The organism is Pseudonocardia sp. (assembly GCF_050250275.1).
Taxonomy (GTDB): domain Bacteria; phylum Actinomycetota; class Actinomycetes; order Mycobacteriales; family Pseudonocardiaceae; genus Pseudonocardia.
In genome coordinates this window covers 63,566-81,304 of record NZ_JBFWOY010000029.1, presented here as the reverse complement: position 1 = coordinate 81,304, position 17,739 = coordinate 63,566, and the positions used below count along the sequence as shown (strand labels likewise).

Annotated in this window: 20 protein-coding genes; 10 read left to right on the top strand and 10 right to left on the bottom strand. The window is 71.0% G+C overall.

Going from position 1 to position 17,739, the window contains the following annotated elements:
* Window positions 1-120 precede the first annotated feature (120 nt).
* Window positions 121-636 carry a cysteine dioxygenase gene (locus AB7F12_RS23790; protein WP_428499872.1) on the top strand — a complete coding sequence of 172 codons (516 nt, stop codon included), beginning with the start codon at window positions 121-123 and terminating at the stop codon, window positions 634-636.
* Window positions 633-1,022 carry a rhodanese-like domain-containing protein gene (locus AB7F12_RS23785; protein WP_428499873.1) on the top strand — a complete coding sequence of 130 codons (390 nt, stop codon included), beginning with the start codon at window positions 633-635 and terminating at the stop codon, window positions 1,020-1,022. The genes AB7F12_RS23790 and AB7F12_RS23785 overlap by 4 nt, the downstream gene beginning before the upstream one ends.
* Here AB7F12_RS23785 and AB7F12_RS23780 read toward each other — a convergent pair.
* The gene (locus AB7F12_RS23780; protein WP_428499875.1) at window positions 1,015-2,205 is read right to left on the bottom strand and encodes an acyl-CoA dehydrogenase family protein; all 1,191 of its coding nucleotides are present in this window, start codon (window positions 2,203-2,205) and stop codon (window positions 1,015-1,017) included. The genes AB7F12_RS23785 and AB7F12_RS23780 overlap by 8 nt on opposite strands.
* Before the next feature lie 61 nt (window positions 2,206-2,266).
* Here AB7F12_RS23780 and AB7F12_RS23775 point away from each other — a divergent pair, with 61 nt between their 5' ends.
* The 7 genes from AB7F12_RS23775 to AB7F12_RS23745 all read left to right on the top strand — a co-directional run bounded on the left by AB7F12_RS23775 (window position 2,267) and on the right by AB7F12_RS23745 (window position 6,571).
* Window positions 2,267-2,965: a YoaK family protein gene (locus tag AB7F12_RS23775; RefSeq protein WP_428499876.1), complete on the top strand. Its 699-nt coding sequence runs from the start codon at window positions 2,267-2,269 to the stop codon at window positions 2,963-2,965.
* Window positions 2,953-3,663: a YoaK family protein gene (locus tag AB7F12_RS23770; RefSeq protein WP_428499877.1), complete on the top strand. Its 711-nt coding sequence runs from the start codon at window positions 2,953-2,955 to the stop codon at window positions 3,661-3,663. Before AB7F12_RS23775 ends, AB7F12_RS23770 begins: the two co-directional genes overlap by 13 nt.
* A 116-nt stretch (window positions 3,664-3,779) precedes the next feature.
* On the top strand, window positions 3,780-4,112 hold the full coding sequence (locus tag AB7F12_RS23765; RefSeq protein ID WP_428499878.1) for a hypothetical protein: 333 nt from the start codon (window positions 3,780-3,782) through the stop codon (window positions 4,110-4,112).
* Window positions 4,109-4,660 (top strand): DUF3558 domain-containing protein, encoded by a 552-nt coding sequence (locus AB7F12_RS23760; protein ID WP_428499879.1) that lies wholly within the window; start codon window positions 4,109-4,111, stop codon window positions 4,658-4,660. Before AB7F12_RS23765 ends, AB7F12_RS23760 begins: the two co-directional genes overlap by 4 nt.
* An 85-nt stretch (window positions 4,661-4,745) precedes the next feature.
* Entirely contained in the window at window positions 4,746-5,198 is a 453-nt protein-coding gene (locus AB7F12_RS23755; protein ID WP_428499880.1) for a hypothetical protein, read from the top strand.
* Window positions 5,199-5,693: 495 nt separating this feature from the next.
* Complete coding sequence (locus AB7F12_RS23750) at window positions 5,694-6,026, top strand: hypothetical protein (protein ID WP_428499881.1); 333 nt, start codon at window positions 5,694-5,696, stop codon at window positions 6,024-6,026.
* On the top strand, window positions 6,023-6,571 hold the full coding sequence (locus AB7F12_RS23745) for a DUF3558 family protein (protein ID WP_428499882.1): 549 nt from the start codon (window positions 6,023-6,025) through the stop codon (window positions 6,569-6,571). Before AB7F12_RS23750 ends, AB7F12_RS23745 begins: the two co-directional genes overlap by 4 nt.
* Here AB7F12_RS23745 and hrpA read toward each other — a convergent pair whose 3' ends face one another.
* The 5 genes from hrpA to AB7F12_RS23720 form a co-directional block, all read right to left on the bottom strand.
* Window positions 6,572-10,780, bottom strand: a complete 4,209-nt coding sequence (gene hrpA, locus AB7F12_RS23740) for an ATP-dependent RNA helicase HrpA (protein ID WP_428499883.1) — start codon at window positions 10,778-10,780, stop codon at window positions 6,572-6,574. It lies immediately after the preceding gene.
* 447 nt (window positions 10,781-11,227) lie between these two features.
* Window positions 11,228-11,713, bottom strand: coding sequence for an MSMEG_0572/Sll0783 family nitrogen starvation response protein (locus AB7F12_RS23735; RefSeq protein WP_428499884.1), 486 nt, complete (start codon window positions 11,711-11,713; stop codon window positions 11,228-11,230).
* Between the two features lie 133 nt (window positions 11,714-11,846).
* Window positions 11,847-12,206, bottom strand: coding sequence for a hypothetical protein (locus tag AB7F12_RS23730; protein WP_428499885.1), 360 nt, complete (start codon window positions 12,204-12,206; stop codon window positions 11,847-11,849).
* 14 nt (window positions 12,207-12,220) lie between these two features.
* Window positions 12,221-12,526 (bottom strand): hypothetical protein, encoded by a 306-nt coding sequence (locus tag AB7F12_RS23725; RefSeq protein ID WP_428499886.1) that lies wholly within the window; start codon window positions 12,524-12,526, stop codon window positions 12,221-12,223.
* 31 nt (window positions 12,527-12,557) lie between these two features.
* A complete protein-coding gene (locus AB7F12_RS23720) occupies window positions 12,558-13,379 on the bottom strand; it encodes a serine hydrolase domain-containing protein (protein ID WP_428499887.1) in 822 nt (273 codons plus the stop codon).
* A gap of 56 nt (window positions 13,380-13,435) precedes the next feature.
* Here AB7F12_RS23720 and AB7F12_RS23715 point away from each other — a divergent pair, with 56 nt between their 5' ends.
* Window positions 13,436-14,290, top strand: a complete 855-nt coding sequence (locus AB7F12_RS23715) for a DUF72 domain-containing protein (RefSeq protein ID WP_428499893.1) — start codon at window positions 13,436-13,438, stop codon at window positions 14,288-14,290.
* Here AB7F12_RS23715 and AB7F12_RS23710 read toward each other — a convergent pair.
* The 4 genes from AB7F12_RS23710 to AB7F12_RS23695 all read right to left on the bottom strand — a co-directional run bounded on the left by AB7F12_RS23710 (window position 14,283) and on the right by AB7F12_RS23695 (window position 17,728).
* Window positions 14,283-15,476: an MFS transporter gene (locus AB7F12_RS23710; protein ID WP_428499888.1), complete on the bottom strand. Its 1,194-nt coding sequence runs from the start codon at window positions 15,474-15,476 to the stop codon at window positions 14,283-14,285. The two genes, AB7F12_RS23715 and AB7F12_RS23710, sit on opposite strands and share 8 nt — an antisense overlap.
* A gap of 48 nt (window positions 15,477-15,524) precedes the next feature.
* Window positions 15,525-17,129, bottom strand: a complete 1,605-nt coding sequence (locus AB7F12_RS23705; RefSeq protein ID WP_428499889.1) for an acyl--CoA ligase family protein — start codon at window positions 17,127-17,129, stop codon at window positions 15,525-15,527.
* Between the two features lie 78 nt (window positions 17,130-17,207).
* Entirely contained in the window at window positions 17,208-17,402 is a 195-nt protein-coding gene (locus tag AB7F12_RS23700) for a ferredoxin (protein ID WP_428499890.1), read from the bottom strand.
* A gap of 86 nt (window positions 17,403-17,488) precedes the next feature.
* On the bottom strand, window positions 17,489-17,728 hold the full coding sequence (locus AB7F12_RS23695; protein ID WP_428499891.1) for a hypothetical protein: 240 nt from the start codon (window positions 17,726-17,728) through the stop codon (window positions 17,489-17,491).
* Window positions 17,729-17,739: the final 11 nt, after the last annotated feature.

Here is a 17,739-nt window from a genome sequence, read left to right as displayed (position 1 = left end):
CTCCCGCTGCGCTCCTCGGCCCCATCTGGGGCACGCGGCGGGCCGACCATTTCGACCAGTGCTGTCGACGCCGGCTCTGATCCCGGCCGCCACCCGCCCGACCCGCACTGGAGCACGTCCGTGTTGTTGCACGCCCCGAGCCCGGCCCTGCCCGTCAACGGCATCGCGCCCGACCTCGCCGACCTCACCGCCCTGAGCCGCCGTGTCGCCGCCGACGTGCGCGTCGGCATCCACGAGGTACACGTCGACCCCGACCGCCGGTGGTACCAACGCCTGTACGGCACCGACTTCGTCGACGTCTGGCTGATCAGTTGGGCCACCGAACAAGCGGCCGAACTGCACGACCACGCCGGCTCCCTCGGCGCCCTCACCGTCGTCACCGGCAGGCTGACCGAGGAGTTCTGGTCCGTCCCCAGCGCGGGGCTGCGGACCCGCACCCTGCACGCCGGCCGATCCGTCGGTTTCGGGCACGGGCACGTCCACGAGGTGTCCAACCCCTCGCCCGACGCGGCCGTCAGCGTCCACGCGTACTCTCCGCCGCTGACCGCCATGTCGTACTACGACGTGACCGGCGGGCGGCTGCGACGCATCCGTTCCGAGCTGACCCGGCCCGGCTCGACCCAGGGAGTGGGATGACCCGCACCATCGACGACGTGCTCGCCGACGCCCGCGCCCGGCTGCACCGCGTCGGCCCGCACGAGGCCGCCGACCTGCGGGAGAAGGGCGCGATCCTCGTCGACACCCGCCCCCGGTGGCAGCGCGACGCCGAAGGCTCCATCCCCGGGGCCCTCCTGATCGAGCGCAACCACATCGAGTGGCGCCTCGACCCCACCTCCGGGGCCCGCATCCCCGAGGCCACCGACCACGACGTCACCTGGATCGTCGTCTGCTCCGAGGGCTACTCGTCCAGCCTCGCCGCCGCATCCCTGCAGGACATCGGACTGCGTAACGCCACCGACCTCGACGGCGGCTTCCAGGCGTGGAAGGCCGCCGGCCTGCCCGTCGAACCCGGCCTCAGCTGAACGCACCGATCCCGGTCACGTCACGCCCGACGATCAGCGTCTGGATCGTCTCCGTCCCCTCGAACGTGTGCACCGCCTCGATGTCGGCCCAGTGCCTCGCAACGTGGTGCTCCAGCAGGATCCCGTTGCCACCCAACAGATCCCGCGCCTCCGACAGGATGTGCCGCGCCGCGCGGGTGTTGTTCATCTTCGCCAGGCCCGCGACCGTCGGCGACAACCGGCCCGCATCGGCCAGCCGCCCGATCTGCATGCAGTACAACTGCATCCCCGTCAGATCGGCCAGCATGTGCACCAGCCGCTGCTGCACGATCTGGAACGACGCCAACGGCTTCCCGAACTGCGTCCGCTCCTTCGCGTAGCGCAACGCCGCGTCGTAACCCGCCGTCGCATGACCCAGCGCCATCCACGCACAGATCCCGCGCGTGTTGGCCAGCACGCGGGCGCAGTCGTCGAACGAGTTCGCGTTCACCAACCGGTTCTCGTCGGGCACCCGCACACCGGAGAGGGTGACGTCGGCCTGCTGGATCGAACGCAGCGACAACTTCCCCGAGATCGCCGTGGCCTCGAACCCGTCCGCGGGCGTCTCGACGACGAAACCGTTCACCTCACCCGAGTCCGTGTCCCGTGCCCACACGACGACCACGTCCGCGATCGTGGCGTTGCCGATCCAGCGTTTCCGTCCGTCCAACACCCAGTGACCACCCTGGCGGCGCGCCGACGTCTCCAATGCGACCGAGTCCGACCCGTGGTCCGGCTCCGTCAACGCGAACGCCCCGATCCGGTCCAACGTGGACATCGACGGCAGCCAGCGCGCCCGCTGCTCCTCCGAACCGCACATCGCGATCGCCTGCATCGCCAGACCCGCGTGCACACCCAGGAACGTCCCCAATGAGCCGTCGCCCCGGTGCAACTCCATGTGCACCAGCCCGCACGCCATCGGGCTCATCCCCGCCGCACCGTGCCCGCGGATGTCCTCACCCACGATCCCCAGCTCGGGCAGCCGCCGGATCAGCCCCCACGGCAGCTCCGCCCGCTCCCACAGATCCCCGATCCCCGGCAGCACCTCCGCGTCCACGAACTTCCGTGTCGAGGCGAACCGCTCCCACTGCTCCTCGGTGAACTGCTCGCGCACCGAGAAGAAGTCCGTGCCCAACGACTCACCCAGATGCGCGTACTCCGCCATCGGATCAGGCTTGCACAACGACCCGCTGTCCGCCGTGCCACGACACTGGTTGACTGCCGCCGTGGACCGGCCAAACTTCGTCGCCGACGAGCGTCACGGGTCACTTCCCGCCGTCCTGCTCGCCCTCACCTTCGCGTCCGGCCTCATCGACGCCATCAGCATCATCAGCCTCGGGCACGTCTTCGTCGCCAACATGACGGGCAACATCGTCTTCGTCGGCTTCGCCATCTCCGGAGTCCCCGGCTTCTCCCTGCGCAACTCCCTCTTCGCGCTCGCCGGCTTCGTCGTCGGCGCCATGCTCGGCGGACGGATGCTCGAGCGCTGGGGCGGCAGCCGGCCGGTCCTGCTGCGCAACGCCGTCCTCGTCGAAAGCGTCCTCATCGCCGCGTGCCTCGTCATCTCGATCTTCGTGCACCTCCGCGAGGACGGGCCCGTCGCCGCCACCGTCGTCGTCGCGATCGCCGCCGTCGCCATGGGGATCCAGAACGTCAGCGCCCGACGCATGGGCGTCCCCGACCTCACCACGACCCTGCTCACGATGACCCTCATCAGCTTCGTCGCCGACCGCGCCATGTTCGCGAAGTCCGCCCTGCGCAGGATCGCCATCATCGCCACGATGCTCGCCGGCGCGATCGTCGGCGCCGTCCTCGTCCTGCAGCTCTCCACGCGCGCCGGCTTCGTCGCGCTCCTCGTCGTGCTCGTCGCGGTCACTGTCGCCCTCACGGTCATCGCCCGCCACGAGCAACCGTGGCACGCGTGACGATGGGCCGGCCCACCTTCGTCGCCGACCCCCGCCACGGCCCCCTACCGGCGCTGCTGCTCGCGCTCACCTTCGTCGCCGGACTGGTCGACGCCCTCAGCATCCTCGGCGCCGGCCGCGTCTTCGTCGCCAACATGACCGGCAACGTCGTCTTCATCGGGTTCGCCCTCGCCGGCATCGAAGGCTTCGGCCTGCTGTCCTCCGTCGTCGCCGTCGCCGGGTTCGTCGCCGGCGCCCTCGGCGGCGGCACCCTCGCCCAACGCTTCGGCACCAGCAGACCCCTCCTGCTCCGCAACGCCCTCGGCATCGAGTTCGTCCTGCTCGCCGGCTGCCTCGTCGTCTCCCTGATCGTGGACCTCCGCCACGGCGGACCCGTGCCGGCGACCGTCGTCGCCGGGGTCGCGGCCACGGCCATGGGGCTGCAGACCGCCACCGCCCGTCGCATCGGCGTCCCCGACATGACCACCAGAGTCGTCACCATGACCCTGACCGGTTTCGCCGCCGACCACAGCCGCACCGACGCCGCGCTCCGCCGCGGCGCGGTCGTCCTCAGCATGCTGCTCGGCGCCCTCTGCGGGGCGCTGCTCGCCGTGAACCTCGGCAGCCACACCGGCTTCGTCGCCGTGCTCGTCGTGGTCGGCGGGGTCGGGATCACCGCGGGCCTGCTCGCCCGCCACGAAAAGCCCTGGCACGCCTGACCCGCCGAGTTCGACCCGCAGCGGTTCGTAACTCGGCGTCGGCTCGGGTTCGCGTGTGCCACCCGATCTGTCGGAATCGCTTCGGGGCGAGAGGCCGGGACCTTACGATCCCGATCATGCTCAGCAACGTCCCCGCCCGCTTCGCTCACGAGGCGGCGGGAATGCGCATCAATCGCGACAACGTCCTCGAAGTGGCGAAGGTCCTGATGGCGCAAGCAGACGACCTGCAAGAAGTCCTTGCGCAGAACGCGGATGCCCGCGCCGATCTCTGCGGTGGCGACCCGGTATCCGCTGACGCGAAGCTGGCATTCAACAAGCGCGCGGGAGCGCTGGTGGACTCCTACGCGTCGTTCGTCCTTGACCTCCGTCAGTTGGCGACCGCTGTGGCTGAATCCGCCCGGGCCTATGGCGTTTCAGACGAGGACATCGCTCGATCGTTCGACCGGTGAAGGCAGTCACCGCCGTTCTGACCGTGCTGAGCGGGCTGTTGCTCGGGAGCTGCACGACTCACGAGGAGGGCACGGCTCTCGGAGCCGCTGCGTCCGAGCCGACCGGAACTTCTCAGGTCGTTCCCGGCGAGACTGATCCGTGTGGATTGCTCGGCCAGGTCCAACGGGACAGCCTCGGTGTCCGCGACGGTGAATCGGTGGACGACGTGCAACTCGACGACGCAGCCCTCTGCAGGTGGCGGTCGCAAGAGTTCAATGGCGGCACCTTCCGAGGTGGGGTCCTGCCGAACAAGTATTCGCTTGCGCAGATGAGGCGCAGCTACGAGTCGCCGCGTGACTTCTCGGTTGCGGGACTGCCGGCTGTGAGTGGGTCGATCGGTGGCGCCACGGGTGAGCTGTCGTGCTGGACGTTTGCCGAGATGCCGGACGGCCGCCTCGCTGATGCATCGTTCTGGGCCGGGAAGGCCGACGGCATGACTCACGCCGTCGCGTGCGGGCGTGCAACGGAGGCCCTCGCGATGATCGTCGAGACGATGCAGTCCCGCTGACGTAGGTCGAGGCGAGCTGGGGCCGGGCCCGGCTGCACGTGCGTGAGGCCAATGGGTCGAGCCCGTGGGCCCGGCAGGCGCCGAGATGTACACCAGTGCTGTTCGAGGGCGGCAGGACAGCACTGGTGTGGGTCTCGGTGGGTGCGGATGCGCCCGACTGTCGCAATCGCCGCCGGCCGTCGGGGCCGGCAACGTTCTCGCCCGCTTCGCCGAAACGGCGGCAGGAATGCGGATCGATCGCGGCAATGTCCTGACGCTCGCGGTCGTGCTCACCGCGGAGGCCACTCGGCTCCAGCGGCCCCTGAACGACGACGGCAAGCAACGTCTCGGCCTCCGCGGCGGCGACCCGCGCGGGGCGACGAAGGCGTTCGATCACCGTGTCTGCGGCCTGATCGGGCCCGCTCAACTGGAACTGCTCGGCGTGGAGGTCGGAAAACCGATCTCCGGGGGAGCCGCTCCCCGACTTGTCGTTCTGCCGGTGGCGTGCCTCGGGTCCGGGCGGCGGCTCCTACCTGGGCGGCGTGCTGCCGAACACTAATCTGCTGGATGACGTCGCGTGGAACTGCTATTCCTCGCGCCGCACGACTGTCACCGGCTATCCGGCCGTCATCGCCCCGGTCTAACGAATCCATGTCCAAGGATACGTGGGTCGTCTTGGTCGAACTGTCCGAAAAGGGCCTAATCGACATGTTCTTCTGGGCGGGACGGTCGGACAGGGCAACCCCCGAGTTCTCGCGCAGCTGAGTTGTTGCCGCCGCGGAGCTGGTGATCCAGACATCGAGCTCCCCTTGACGCCGAAACCAACGTCAGTGCTGTCCGAGACGCCGTGATCAGCACCGGTGTTGGTCTCGGTGAGTCTGGCCTGAGGCACTCGCAGGTACCCCGGGTGACCAGCCCCGGAGCTCCGGAGCGAGATGCACATCAGCGTCGTCCGAGCGCGGATCGTCCGCGCTGATTTGCATCTCGGCCGCGGGTGCACACGATCTGTCGGATTCGGCCATCTACGGACGGGGCCGGCCTTACGCTCTCGATCATGCTCAGGAACGTGCCCGCCCGCTTCGCGGAGACGGCGGCCGGGATGGCGATCGACCGCGAGAACGTCATGAAGGTCGGGGCCGTGATCACAGCAGAGGTCGGACGCCTGCAGGAGGCTCTCAACGACAACAGCTGGAAGAGGATGGGTCGCTGCGGAGGCGATCCCGTGTCGGAGGATGCGGAGGCGGCGTTCAACGAACGAGCTGTCTTGCTGTTCGACGTCTTTCAGCGCGAGGTCGACGACCTCCAGGGTCTCGCGGACTCTGTCGCCGATGCAGCCCGGCAGTACGGGGTAGCCGAGGCGGACATCTCTGCGGTTTTTCGCAAATGAGGACGCTCTTATTCCTGGTCGTGCTGTCCAGTTCGCTCGTCGCGGGTTGCGGGGTGGCTGAGGTCGCCACCGGTCAGCCGCGCGGCGTGGAAACGCAGACCCCGTCCGAGTCCTTGACAGACGGAGAGCCTGAACCTTGCGAGCTGCTCGAAGCAGCACAGAGGGGCCGCCTGGGCGTGGGGCCGGGCCGAGAGTCGGATCAGACTCCGCTGGAGGGCGCCGTGATCTGCAACTGGAACGCAATATCGGGGCCGGACACATTTCAGGCCGGCGTGCTGCCGAGCAGGTACCAGCTCGACAATGTCTCCCGCAGTTACCCGGACCCGCAGGACCTGACTGTCAGCGGGCTCCGAGGAGTCAGTACCTCTCAGCGGGCGTCGGTGGCGAATCGTTCGTGCATGATCTTCGCCCTGCTGTCGGATGGTCGCCTCGCGGCAGTCTCCTACTTCCGGAATGGCGGGCCCAACGGAAGCACGCACGATGCGTCGTGCGCAAAGGCGACCATCGCACTCGAAATGGTCGTGGCGACGGTGCAAGCGCGGTAGTCAGGCGGGGATGTCGTCGAGGGCGCGTTGGATGCGTTTGAGCGAGACCGGGTAGCGGGTGCGCATGGGGTGGGCGTAGAGGGAGATGCGCAGTTCCTCGATCATCCAGCCGACTTCCTGCAGTTCGGGTGGGGGCTCGGTGCCCTCGGGCACGGCGGCGAGGTCGGCGTCGTACTCGTCGGCGACGACGCGGACCTCGGCGGTCCAGGCGGCGTCGCGGGCCGGGTCGACGCGCAGTTTCTCCAGCCGGACCTCGACACCCTGCACGTAGCGGGCGATGTCGGCGAGTTTCGAGGGTCCGGCGGCGGTGACGAAGCCGGGGCCGGCGATGGTGTCGAGCTGGGCGCGGACGTCGGTGACCCCGGCGCGCACCGCGGGCCCGGTCATGTCGGCGAGCAGCGCCTGTACCCGGTGCCAGTGGTCGAGCACGACGCGGACGGCTTCGAGGGTCTTCACCGTGGTCCCCGCGAGGTGGCTGCGCAGGATCGTGCGCAGCCGCAGGTAGGCGGCCTGGTCGAAGGCGGGGCCGCCGGCGCGGGCGACGAGGTGGTCGGCTGCGGCGGTGACGCAGTCGTCGAGCATGGCGGCGACGCTGCCGTGCGGGTTGCGTGACAGGGCGAGTTTGGTGGCGTTGTCGAGGTCGCGGACGACCTGTTTCACCGGCGACGGTGTCTCCGACAGCAGGAGTCTGCGCAGGCCGCGGCGGTGGGCGGCGTCGCGTTCGGCGACGGTGGCGAAGACGCGGACGTCGACGGCCGTGCCGCGGTCGACGAGCCCCGGGTAGCCGGTGACGACGTTGCGGCCCCGGCGGATCTCCAGCTCGCGGGGCAGCGAACCGATCGACCACGTGGTCAGCCCGGTGCGCTCGACGGAGGCGCCGGCCGCGGCGATCTCCTCGCGGACCTTCGGTGCCAGCTGTGAGCGCAGGGCGTCGAGGTCGGTGCCCCGGGCCAGCTCGGCCCCCTTCTCGTCGATGACACGGAAAGTGACGGTGAGGTGGTCGGGGAGGCGGTCGAGCTCCCAGGCGTCGCGGGGGATCGTGATGCCGCGCATGCGGCCGAGCTCGCGTTCGAGCCCGTCGAGCAGCGGCTCGTCGCCGACCTGCAGCCGGGTGAGTACGGCCCGGGCGTGGTCGGGAGCGGGGGCGAACTGACGCCTCAGGTTGCGCGGCAATGTCTTGATGAGCGCGGTCACCAGCTCCTCGCGCAGCCCCGGCACCTGCCAGGTGAACGGGGTGGCGTCGACCTGCTGCAGGGCGGCGACGGGGACGTCGACGGTGACGCCGTCGCTGTGGTGGCCGGGTTCGAAGGCGTAGGACAGCGGAAGGCTGAGCCCGCCCGCCTCGACCTGGTCGGGGTAGGCGGCCCGGTCGACCTGCGCGGCGGTGGTGGTGGCCAGGAACTCGGGCGTGTAGTCGAGCAGGTCGGGGTGGCGGCGCGACTCCTTCTTCCACCACGAGTCGAAGTGCCGTCCCGAGACCACGGTCTCCGGGATGCGCGACTCGTAGAACTCGACGAGCACGTCCTCGTCGACGACCAGGTCGCGGCGCCGGGCGCGGTGTTCGAGGTCCTCGGCGTCGTCGAGCAGCGCGCGGTTGGCGTGGAAGAAGCGGTGCCGGGTCTCCCAGTCGCCTTCGACGAGGGCGTGCCGGATGAAGAGGTCGCGGGCGAGCTCGGGGTCGATGCGGCCGAGGTCGACGGTCCTGTTGGCGACGACGGGGATGCCGTGCAGCGTCACGCGTTCGGTGGCGACGGCGGAGGCGCGTTTGCGCGACCAGTGCGGCTCGGAGTGCGTCTTCTTGACGAGGTGCCCGGCGAGCGGCTCGATCCACTCGGGCTTGATGGGGGCGACGGTGCGCGCCCAGAGCCGCGAGGTCTCGACGAGCTCGGCGGCCATCACCCAGCGCGGGTTCTTGCGCGCGAGCGCCGAACCGGGCCAGATCGCGAACTTGGCGCCGCGCGCGCCGAGGTACTCCTTCTGCGCGCGGCGGTCCTTCTTCTCGGCGAGGTCGTCGAGCAGACCGACCTGGGACAGCAGCCCGGAGAGCACGGAGGTGTGGATGCGGTCGGCCGCGGCGGCCCAGTCGCCTGCCGACTCGGTCACCGACATGCCGGCGGAGCGGGCGGCCTGGCGCAGCTGGCCGTGCAGGTCCCACCATTCGCGCACGCGCAGGTAGTGCAGGAACTCGTCGCGCAGCTGTCGGCGGAACTTGTTGCCCGACAACGCTTCCCGCTGTTCGGCGAGGTGGTCCCACAGTCGCATGTAGGCGAGGAAGTCGGAGCCGTCGGCGCTGAAGCGGGCGTGCGCGGCGTCGGCGGCCTGGCGCTGCTCGGTGGGGCGTTCGCGCGGGTCCTGTACCGACAGCGCGGCGGCGATGACGAGTACCTCGCGCAGACAACCGGTGCGGTGGGCCTCGACGAGCATGCGGCCGAGCCGGGGGTCGACGGGCAGCCGGGACAACGACTGGCCCACCGGCGTCAGGGAGCGTTTGTCGGTCCCCAGGGCACCCAGCTCGTGAAGCAGAGCCAGGCCGTCGGCGATCGCGCGCGCGTCCGGGGGCTCGACGAACGGGAAGTCGGCGATCTCGCCCAGGTCGAGCGCGATCATCTGCAGCACCACGGACGCGAGGTTGGTGCGCAGGATCTCCGGCTCGGTGAACTCGGGGCGGGCGTCGAAGTCGTCTTCGGCGTAGAGGCGGATGCAGATGCCGTCGGACGTCCGGCCGCAACGCCCGGCGCGTTGGTTGGCCGACGCCTGCGACACCTTCTCGATCGGCAGCCGCTGCACCTTCAACCGCCGCGAGTAGCGGGAGATGCGGGCCGTGCCGGTGTCGATCACGTACTTGATGCCCGGCACGGTCAGCGACGTCTCGGCGACGTTGGTGGACAGCACGATCCGGTTGCCGGGGTGCGGGGCGAACACGCGCTGCTGCTCGGCCGCGGTCAGCCGGGCGTAGAGCGGCAGGATCTCGGTGTTGCGGAAGTCCCGGGCGGCCAGCGCGTCGGCGGTGTCGCGGATCTCGCGCTCGCCGGGGAGGAAGACGAGGATGTCGCCGGGGCCTTCGCGCTGCAGTTCGGCGACGGCGTCACCGATGGCGTCGAGCTCCTCGCGGTCGGGGTCGGCGTCCGGGTCGTCGGGGTCGACGACGGGCCGGTAGCGCACCTCCACCGGGAAGGATCGTCCCGAGACCTCGACGATCGGCGCACCCCCGAAGTGGCGGGAGAAGCGCTCCGGGTCGATCGTCGCCGACGTGATGACGACCTTGAGGTCGGGGCGCTGCGGCAGCAGCTGCGTCAGGTAGCCGAGGATGAAGTCGATGTTGAGGCTGCGCTCGTGGGCCTCGTCGATGATCAGGGTGTCGTAGCGGCGCAGCATCCGGTCGCCCGCCAGCTCGGCCAGCAGGATGCCGTCGGTCATGAGCTTGACCATCGTCCGGTCGCCGACCTGGTCGGTGAAGCGCACCTTCCAGCCGACGACGTCACCGAGCTCCGTGCCGAGCTCCTCGGCGATGCGGGCCGCGACGGTGCGCGCGGCGAGCCGCCGCGGCTGGGTGTGGCCGATCATGCCGGTGACGCCGCGGCCGAGCTCCAGGCAGATCTTGGGGATCTGTGTGGTCTTCCCGGAGCCGGTCTCGCCGGCGATGATCACGACCTGGTGGTCGCGGATGGCGGCGGCGATGTCGTCGCGGCGTGCGCTGACGGGCAGCGTCTCGGGGTAGACGATGCGGGGCACCGCGGCGCGGCGGCGTTCGAGCCGGTGCTCGGCGGTGGCGACGGAGGTGGCGACGGCCTGCTGTGCGGTCCCGTTCCCGGAGCGGCGGGCGCCGGCCAGCCTGCGGCCCAGGCGGTGCGCGTCGTCGAGGGGGAGGGCCTGGATGCGTTCGGCGAGGTCGGTGAGGACGTCGTCGGGCAGTGCGGGCGCGACGCGCTCGCCGCCGCGCGGGCCGCGGTCGGACGGGGACCGGTCGGCTCGGCGTGCGCGTGACGAGTCGCCGTCGGCGTGTTCGTCGGAGGGAGGTGCGGCGGGGCCGGGCGCGTTCGCCGCGGAGGGTGCGCTCCGGCCCCGGGACCCGCGGCGGCGGGGACGCCTGCCACGGGTCGGGCGGCCGTCCCCAGGGGGTCCGGACTCGGTGTCCGGGGGGACGGCATGATCGTGGGGGTCACCGGCGGGACGCTCGTGGCGTGCGTCGGTGGCTCGTGATGACGACATCGTGGGAAAAGTGTGCCTGGTCGTGAGGGTGGATGTCCGAACCGGGTGCCGGTCGCCTCTCGGCGTGCAGGCCGCTCGTGGCGGCGGTTTCAGTTGGGACCCGGGGACACGGTGTCACCCGATCCGGACATTCCCTTTCAACCCTCCACCCCGCCGGAATGTTCCCGGTGGGGAGGAGGTGTCCGAACCGGACGCCGGTCGCCTCGCGGCGGGTGGCGCACCACGGCTCCAGCCTGACGGTATTCCGTGGCGGCTGTTTCATATTGCGGCCCGGGGACTCGGCTCGCCCGGTTCGGACAGTATGGTCAACGGTCACCCGCCGCCGTTCATTCCCGGGTGCGGGCACGGCGGCGGCCCGGACCGATCGTGCTGGTCCGGGCCGCCGGGTGAGCTGCCTGCGGTCGTGAGTGGCGGTGGTCGCCGTAGCGGCCGTCGCCACTCACGGGGTCACAGGGTCCAGGTCTGCATGACGAGCGCGCCCTCGCGGCGGGCGGTCAGGGTGCAGTCGAGGACGTCGAGCGGGTGGATCGGGATGATGCCCTCGATCAGGTCGCTCTCCCGCATGCCGTACAGCGCGGCCATGGCGAAGCGGCAGGCCAGGACCTTGCCGCCCTCCTTCATGAACGTCTTCAGCTGGTTGTTGTAGTTCATGTGGCCGGGGAAGGCCTCGTCGCCGACGTTCGGGAAGCCGCGGGTCGCGGAGCCCATGAGCACGCCGGGGCCGTAGAGCACGAGCGAGGTGTCGAAGCCCTTCCGGTTGATTCGGGTGCACGTCAGCATGTTGACGAAGCCGACCGAGCCCTCGTAGGGCACGGTGTGCATGAAGACGTAGGCCTTCTCGCCCGGGTTTGCCTGGATGTCGTCGAAGAGCTTCTCGTCGTAGTCGACGATCGCGTCGCCGGCCTGGGCCCGCTCACCGATGATCTGAGCCACGGTGTGTCCTCTCACTCCTGCCAGCGGCATTCTTCGCCGAAGGCCACGCCACGACCGTAAGTCGGATCGTGAACGTTCGTCCACTATGAGAGACGAATGTGAGAACGGTCATTCTCGTTTCGGTGCGCGGCGGTCAGTCCGTCGACGAGCTCGACGACCCGGAGTCCGACGACCCGGAGCCCGGGTCGGGGGAGTGGAAGTGGGGGTGCGACTGCCCGCGGTCGTCCCAGGTCGACGGCCCGGTGGAGAAGGTGTCGTCCCAGGCGGCCGGGCCGTGCGGGGAGCTGTCGTAGGTCGAGCCATCGACGACCTGGTGGGTGCCCTGCGTCCGCGTCCGCACGGCCTCGCGCAGCATCGCGGTGCCCTGCAGGACGACGACGATGATGATCGTCGTGATCGCCAGCGGGACCGCGAACAGCAGCGCGGGCCAGCCCATGAGGAAGTAGAGCGCCACGCAGATCGCGATGTCGCCGAGGATCAGCAGGGGGAGCACGAATCGGGGCACGGTCAGCCTTCCGTGATCGCGGTGAACCAGGTCGTGCCGGGCACGAGGGCGGCGCCGAGGACGACGACGTGCAGCACCGCCGGCGCTGTCGTGAGGGCGACGGGTGCGACCCGGCCGGGCCGGCCACCGAGGATCCCGGCGAGCACGAGGCCGGGGACGCCGTCGGGGCCGCCCGACCCACAGGAACCGCCCGTGTCCATGACGGCTCCCCCGCCGGGGTGGAGCCGGGCCGTGCCGACGACGCCCATGAAGAGGCCGACCGCCGACCAGGCCGCCTGCCGCGCGAGCCGCGGTCGCCGTTCGTCCACGACAGTGACAGCGCTCGCGAGGTCCGTACCGTCAGCCGAGAACGGCCAGGACTCCGTCGGTGTACGGGGTCCAGGCCTCGACCGCCCACGGCCCGAAGTCGCGGTCGGTGAGCACGACGCAGGCCGCCCCGGCGGCGCGGTCGACCCACAGGAACGTGCCGGACTGCCCGAAGTGTCCGAAGGTGTCCGGGGAGCTGTTCCTGCCCGTCCAGTGGGGCGACTTGGTCCCGCGGATCTCGAACCCCAGCCCCCAGTCGTTGGGCTTCTGGCGGCCGTAGCCGGGGAGGATGCCGTCGAGACCCGGGAAGGCGACCCGAGTGGCCTCGGGGAGGGTGGCGACGAGCGTCGGCGACTGCAGTTCGGCAGCGAAGCGGGCCAGGTCGTCGGCGGTGGAGACGGCGCCCGACCCGGGGTGGCCGTCCAGGCGGGTGGCGGTGAGGCCGAGGGGTTCGCAGACGGCCTCGTGCAGGTAGTCGGCGAACGGGATGCCGCTGGCGGCGGTGATGGTGTCGGCGAGGACCGCGAAGCCGGTGTTGGAGTAGATACGCCGGGTGCCGGGGGCGGCCTGGACCTGGTCGGAGTCGAAGGCCAGACCGGAGGTGTGCGCGGCGAGGTGCCGGACCGTCGAGCCGTCGGGGCCGGCCGGCTGGTCCCACTCGACGGCGCCCTCCTCGACGGCGACGAGCGTCGCGTAGGCGGTGAGGAGCTTGGTCACCGACGCGAGCCGGAACTCGCGGTCGGTGTCACCCGCGGTCGCGCGGACCGTCCCGTCGGCCGCGACGAGGGCCGCCGCGGCATGCCCGACGGGCCAGTCGAGGACCGTGCCCACAGCCTTCGCAAGTTCCGTCGCCACCGGGCCATCTTCTCCCGTCGGCCGGGGCCGGTGCCGGGCGGGATACTCCGGGTGTGATCCGGACAGGGACGTCGGGCTGGCGCTACCCGCCGTGGCGCGGCGTGTTCTACCCGGCGGGGCTGGCGCAGCGCCGGGAGCTGGAGTTCCTGTCGCGCGCGGTGTCGAGCATCGAGATCAACGGCTCGTTCTACTCGTTGCAGCGCCCGGAGAGCTACCGGCAGTGGGCGGCCGACACGCCCGAGGACTTCGTGTTCTCGGTCAAGGGACCGCGGTTCGTCACACACATGAAGCAGCTGCGCGACCCGGAACAGACGCTCGCGAACTTCTTCGCGTCCGGGCTGCTGGCGCTGGGGCCGAAGCTGGGCCCGGTCCTGTGGCAGCTGCCGCCGCGGATGCGGTGGGACCGTGCGCGCGTCGAGACGTTCCTGCGCTGCCTGCCGCGGAGCACCGTCGCGGCGGCGACGCTCGCGGAGAAGCACGACGAACGGCTCGACGGCCGGGCCCTGACCAGCACCGACGCCGACCGGCCGGTGCTGCACGCGCTGGAGGTGCGGCACCCGAGCTTCGCCGACCCGGCCGTGGTGGAGCTGCTGCGGGAGCTCGACGTGGCGCTCGTCGTGGCCGACACGGCCGGGACCTGGCCGCACCTGGAGGACATGACCGCGGGCTTCGCCTACGTCCGGCTGCACGGCGACGTCGAGCTGTACGCGAGCGGCTACTCCGATGCCGCCCTGGACTCGTGGGCGGCCCGGATCCGGCGCTGGGCGGCGGGGGAGTCGCCGACGGGGGAGTTCACGGTCGCGCCGCCGATGGGGCCGGTGCCCGGCCGGGACGTCTACGTCTACTTCGACAACGACATGAAGGTGCACGCCCCGCGGGACGCGATCTCGCTCGCGGCCAGGCTCAGCTGACCGTCGCGGCGGCGGCGGCGACCGCCTGCCGGGCGTCGCGGTGCGCGACGAGCATCCGCCTGCCGCCGATCATCGCGACCGCGGCGAGGACGAGCATCCCGGCACAGGTCAGCCACGCGGCGGGGAAGCCGGCGTGGGTGGCGAGCAGGCCGAACACCATCGGGCCGAGGAACGCGCCCGCGTACGTCCCGACCTGGACCACCGACGTCGCCGCGGCGGGGGCGCCGGGATTGAGCCGCACCACGGCGAACTGCAGCAGCCCGGTCCAGCCCCAGCCGATGCCGAACGCCACGACCGTGCCCAGCACCAGCGCCAGTGGCCCCGGCACTGCCAGCAGGGCGACGCCGATCGCGCCGATCGCCATGCTCGTGGCGACGACGGCGATGTGGCCGCCGGCGCGCCGGTCCGCGAGCCAGCCGTTCACGAGCCGCATCGCGAGCCCGACGAGGCTGCCCAGCGTCAGCACCAGCCCGGCGAGTCCCGGGTCGACGCCCTGGCGGACCGCGGAGACGACGAGGAACGCGCCGAGGGCGCCGGCGCTGGCCGCGCCGAGCCCGGCGCCGACGCCGATGACGGCGAGGGCCCCCGTCGCGCGTTCGGCGGGGTCGACGCGGGTGCGCACGTACCGCTCCGGGCTGCGCGGGGTGAGCGGCAGCGCCAGCAGCGCCAGGCCGGCCCCGGCGATGAAGGCCCACCGCCAGCCGACGGTCAGCGCCAGCGTCGGCACGGCGAGCCCGGAGAGCAGCGTGGCGAGCGGGACGCAGGACTGTTTGAACCCGAAGGAGAGCCCGAGGCGGCGCGCAGGGACGAACCGCGCGAGCGTGAGGTTGGACGACAGCTGGCCCATGACGTTGCACCAGCAGCTGCACATCAGGATCGTGACGAGCAGCCCGTAGGACCGGGCGCCGAAGGCGATCGCGAGCATCAGTCCGGCAGCGCCGACGACGGCGATCCGGCTCGTCGTCGTCGGACCGACGCGTTCGACGATCCATCCCGTCGGCAGCGACGCGAACGCACTCACGCCGAAGTACAGGGCGACGACCACGCCGAGTCCGGCGGCGTCGAAGCCCAGCTCATCGGAGATCTGGACGGCGAGTGCGGCCGTGAGGAACACGGGCAGGACGGACGCGGTCGTCGTGACGACGGCGCCGACGACGGCGCGCGTCGTCCCCCGCGTCCCCTCCATGCTTCGCGACGCTAACCGCTTCCGTGGTGTTTGTCCTCGTTGTGTGTCTCAACCCTTGATGCGGCTCCCACGCCCCGCCCACTCCTTCTCGCGCAGCTCGAACTTCTGCACCTTGCCGGTCGAGGTCTTGGGCAGCTCGTCGACGATCTCGACGTCGCGGGGCGCCTTGTACCGCGCGATCTTCGACTTCACGTGCTCGATGATCTCGTCGGGGGTGGCCTGCTCGCCGTTCCTGAGTACGACGAACGCCTTGGGCCGCTCGCCCCACTGCTCGTCGGGAACCCCGACGACAGCCGCCTCCAGTACGGCCGGGTGCGAGACGACGGCCTGTTCGACCTCGACCGTCGAGATGTTCTCCCCGCCGGAGATCACGACGTCCTTCGCGCGGTCGCGCAGCTCCACGTAGCCGTCGGGATGGACGACGCCGAGGTCACCGGAGTGGAACCAGCCGCCGGCGAAGGCCTTCTGCGTGCCCTCCGGATCGTCGAAGTAGCCGGACATGACGTTGTTGCCGCGCATCACGATCTCGCCCATCGTGGTGCCGTCGCGGGGCACGTCGGCCATGTTCTCGTCGACGACGCGCAGCGCGTCCGTCTGGATCATGCCGACGCCCTGGCGGGCCTGCAGCGCGGCGCGTCCCTCGGGCTCGAGGGTGTCCCACGACCGCTGGTACTGGTTGACCGAGTACGGGCCGTAGGTCTCGGTCAGGCCGTAGACGTGCACGATCCGGAAGCCCATCCGCTCCATCTGCAGGATCGTCGTCGGCGACGGCGGGGCGCCCGCGGTGGTGATGACGAGCTGGTAGTCCAGCCGCACCGCCTCGGCGGCGTTCATGATCGTCGTGACGACGGTGGGTGCGCCGTTGAGGTGGGTGACGCCGTGTTCGCCGATGAGCTTCCAGATGGCGTCGCCGCGGACCTCCCGCAGGCAGACGTGGGTGCCGCCGATCGCGGTGACCGCCCACGGGGTGCACCAGCCGTTGCAGTGGAACATGGGCAGCGTCCACAGGTAGACGCTGTCAGGGCTGTGCGCGGAGTGCACGACCTCACCGAACGAGTTCAGGTACGCGCCACGGTGTGTGTACTGCACGCCTTTGGGTCGGCCGGTCGTCCCGGACGTGTAGTTGATCGACAGGGCCCGGTCCTCGTCGTCGACCTCCCACGGCAGGGGGTCGTCGGAGCCCCGGGCGAGCAGGTCGTCGTAGGTGGTGCCGCTGCCGATCCCGTCGCCCGGCGCGGCGGGGTCGACGATCGTGACGATCTCCTGGACGGTCGCCAGCTCGGCCGCGACCGGCGCGACCACCGGCCACAGCGCGGCGTCGACCACGAGCAGCGTCGAGCCGGAGTGGTCGAGGATGTAGCGGACCTCCTCCGTCGACAACCGGGTGTTGATCGCGACGAGGACCGCACCCGCGAGCGGGACGGCGAAGTGCGCGACGAGCATCTCCGGCACGTTCGGCAGCAGGTAGGCGACGCGGTCGCCCGGCCCGACCCCGGAGCCGCGCAACGCGTGCGCGACCCGGGTGGTCTCGGCGGCGAAGTCGGCATAGGTGTGCCGGCGGTCGCCGTAGACGATCGCCGGCTTGTCCGGGTAGACCTCCGCGGAGCGTCGGAGGAACGCGAGCGGGGTCAGTTCGGTGTGCCCGACGGTCATCGTCGACCCTCCTGTCACGGCGTGCGCTTCCGCCGCGATCCTGACCCGCCGTCGCGGGGCCCGGCAACCCCGGGGCGGTCAGTCCTCCTTGATGGAGATCGCTGCCTTGGGGCAGCTGCGTACGGCCTCCTCGACCTTGGGACGCAGCTCCTCGGAGGGGTTCTCGTCGAGGATGTAGAGGAAGTCGTCCTCCCGCACCTCGAAGACCTCGGGCGCGACACCCATGCAGACGGCGTTGCTCTCGCACAGATCAAAGTCCACGACGACCTTCATGGCGCCATCGTGCGCCCTGGCATGCCGCGGTGCCGGACTGAGGTGAGCCTTAGGTCAGGATCGGCTGCCCTGTGGACGGCGGCCGATCAGGGGCCGACGACGCCGGCGATGCGTGCCGGGACCGGTGCCGCGGGTCTCGCCGGCGTCGGGTGCGGGTCGGCGGTGTGCGGCGTCGGCGTCGCAGGGGTGGGCGAGGAGACGGGACCGAGTCGGGCGCAGCCGTCGTCGTAGGACTCGCCGGCGGCCGAACCGACCACGACGAGGGTCAGCACGGCGGTCAGCAGCCCGGCGAGGGCCGCGGCGCGGGGGAGCGCGGGCGCGGACATCGTGGAGCCTT

Coding starts and splice junctions, on each gene's coding strand:
- AB7F12_RS23755 (WP_428499880.1), top strand. CDS start 4,746: ATGTACACCAGTGCTGTTCGAGGGCGGCAGGACAGCACTGGTGTGGGT.
- hrpA (WP_428499883.1), bottom strand. CDS start 10,780: ATGTCGTCATCACGAGCCACCGACGCACGCCACGAGCGTCCCGCCGGT.
- AB7F12_RS23745 (WP_428499882.1), top strand. CDS start 6,023: ATGAGGACGCTCTTATTCCTGGTCGTGCTGTCCAGTTCGCTCGTCGCG.
- AB7F12_RS23695 (WP_428499891.1), bottom strand. CDS start 17,728: ATGTCCGCGCCCGCGCTCCCCCGCGCCGCGGCCCTCGCCGGGCTGCTG.
- AB7F12_RS23765 (WP_428499878.1), top strand. CDS start 3,780: ATGCTCAGCAACGTCCCCGCCCGCTTCGCTCACGAGGCGGCGGGAATG.
- AB7F12_RS23710 (WP_428499888.1), bottom strand. CDS start 15,476: ATGGAGGGGACGCGGGGGACGACGCGCGCCGTCGTCGGCGCCGTCGTC.
- AB7F12_RS23785 (WP_428499873.1), top strand. CDS start 633: ATGACCCGCACCATCGACGACGTGCTCGCCGACGCCCGCGCCCGGCTG.
- AB7F12_RS23700 (WP_428499890.1), bottom strand. CDS start 17,402: ATGAAGGTCGTCGTGGACTTTGATCTGTGCGAGAGCAACGCCGTCTGC.
- AB7F12_RS23705 (WP_428499889.1), bottom strand. CDS start 17,129: ATGACCGTCGGGCACACCGAACTGACCCCGCTCGCGTTCCTCCGACGC.
- AB7F12_RS23780 (WP_428499875.1), bottom strand. CDS start 2,205: ATGGCGGAGTACGCGCATCTGGGTGAGTCGTTGGGCACGGACTTCTTC.
- AB7F12_RS23750 (WP_428499881.1), top strand. CDS start 5,694: ATGCTCAGGAACGTGCCCGCCCGCTTCGCGGAGACGGCGGCCGGGATG.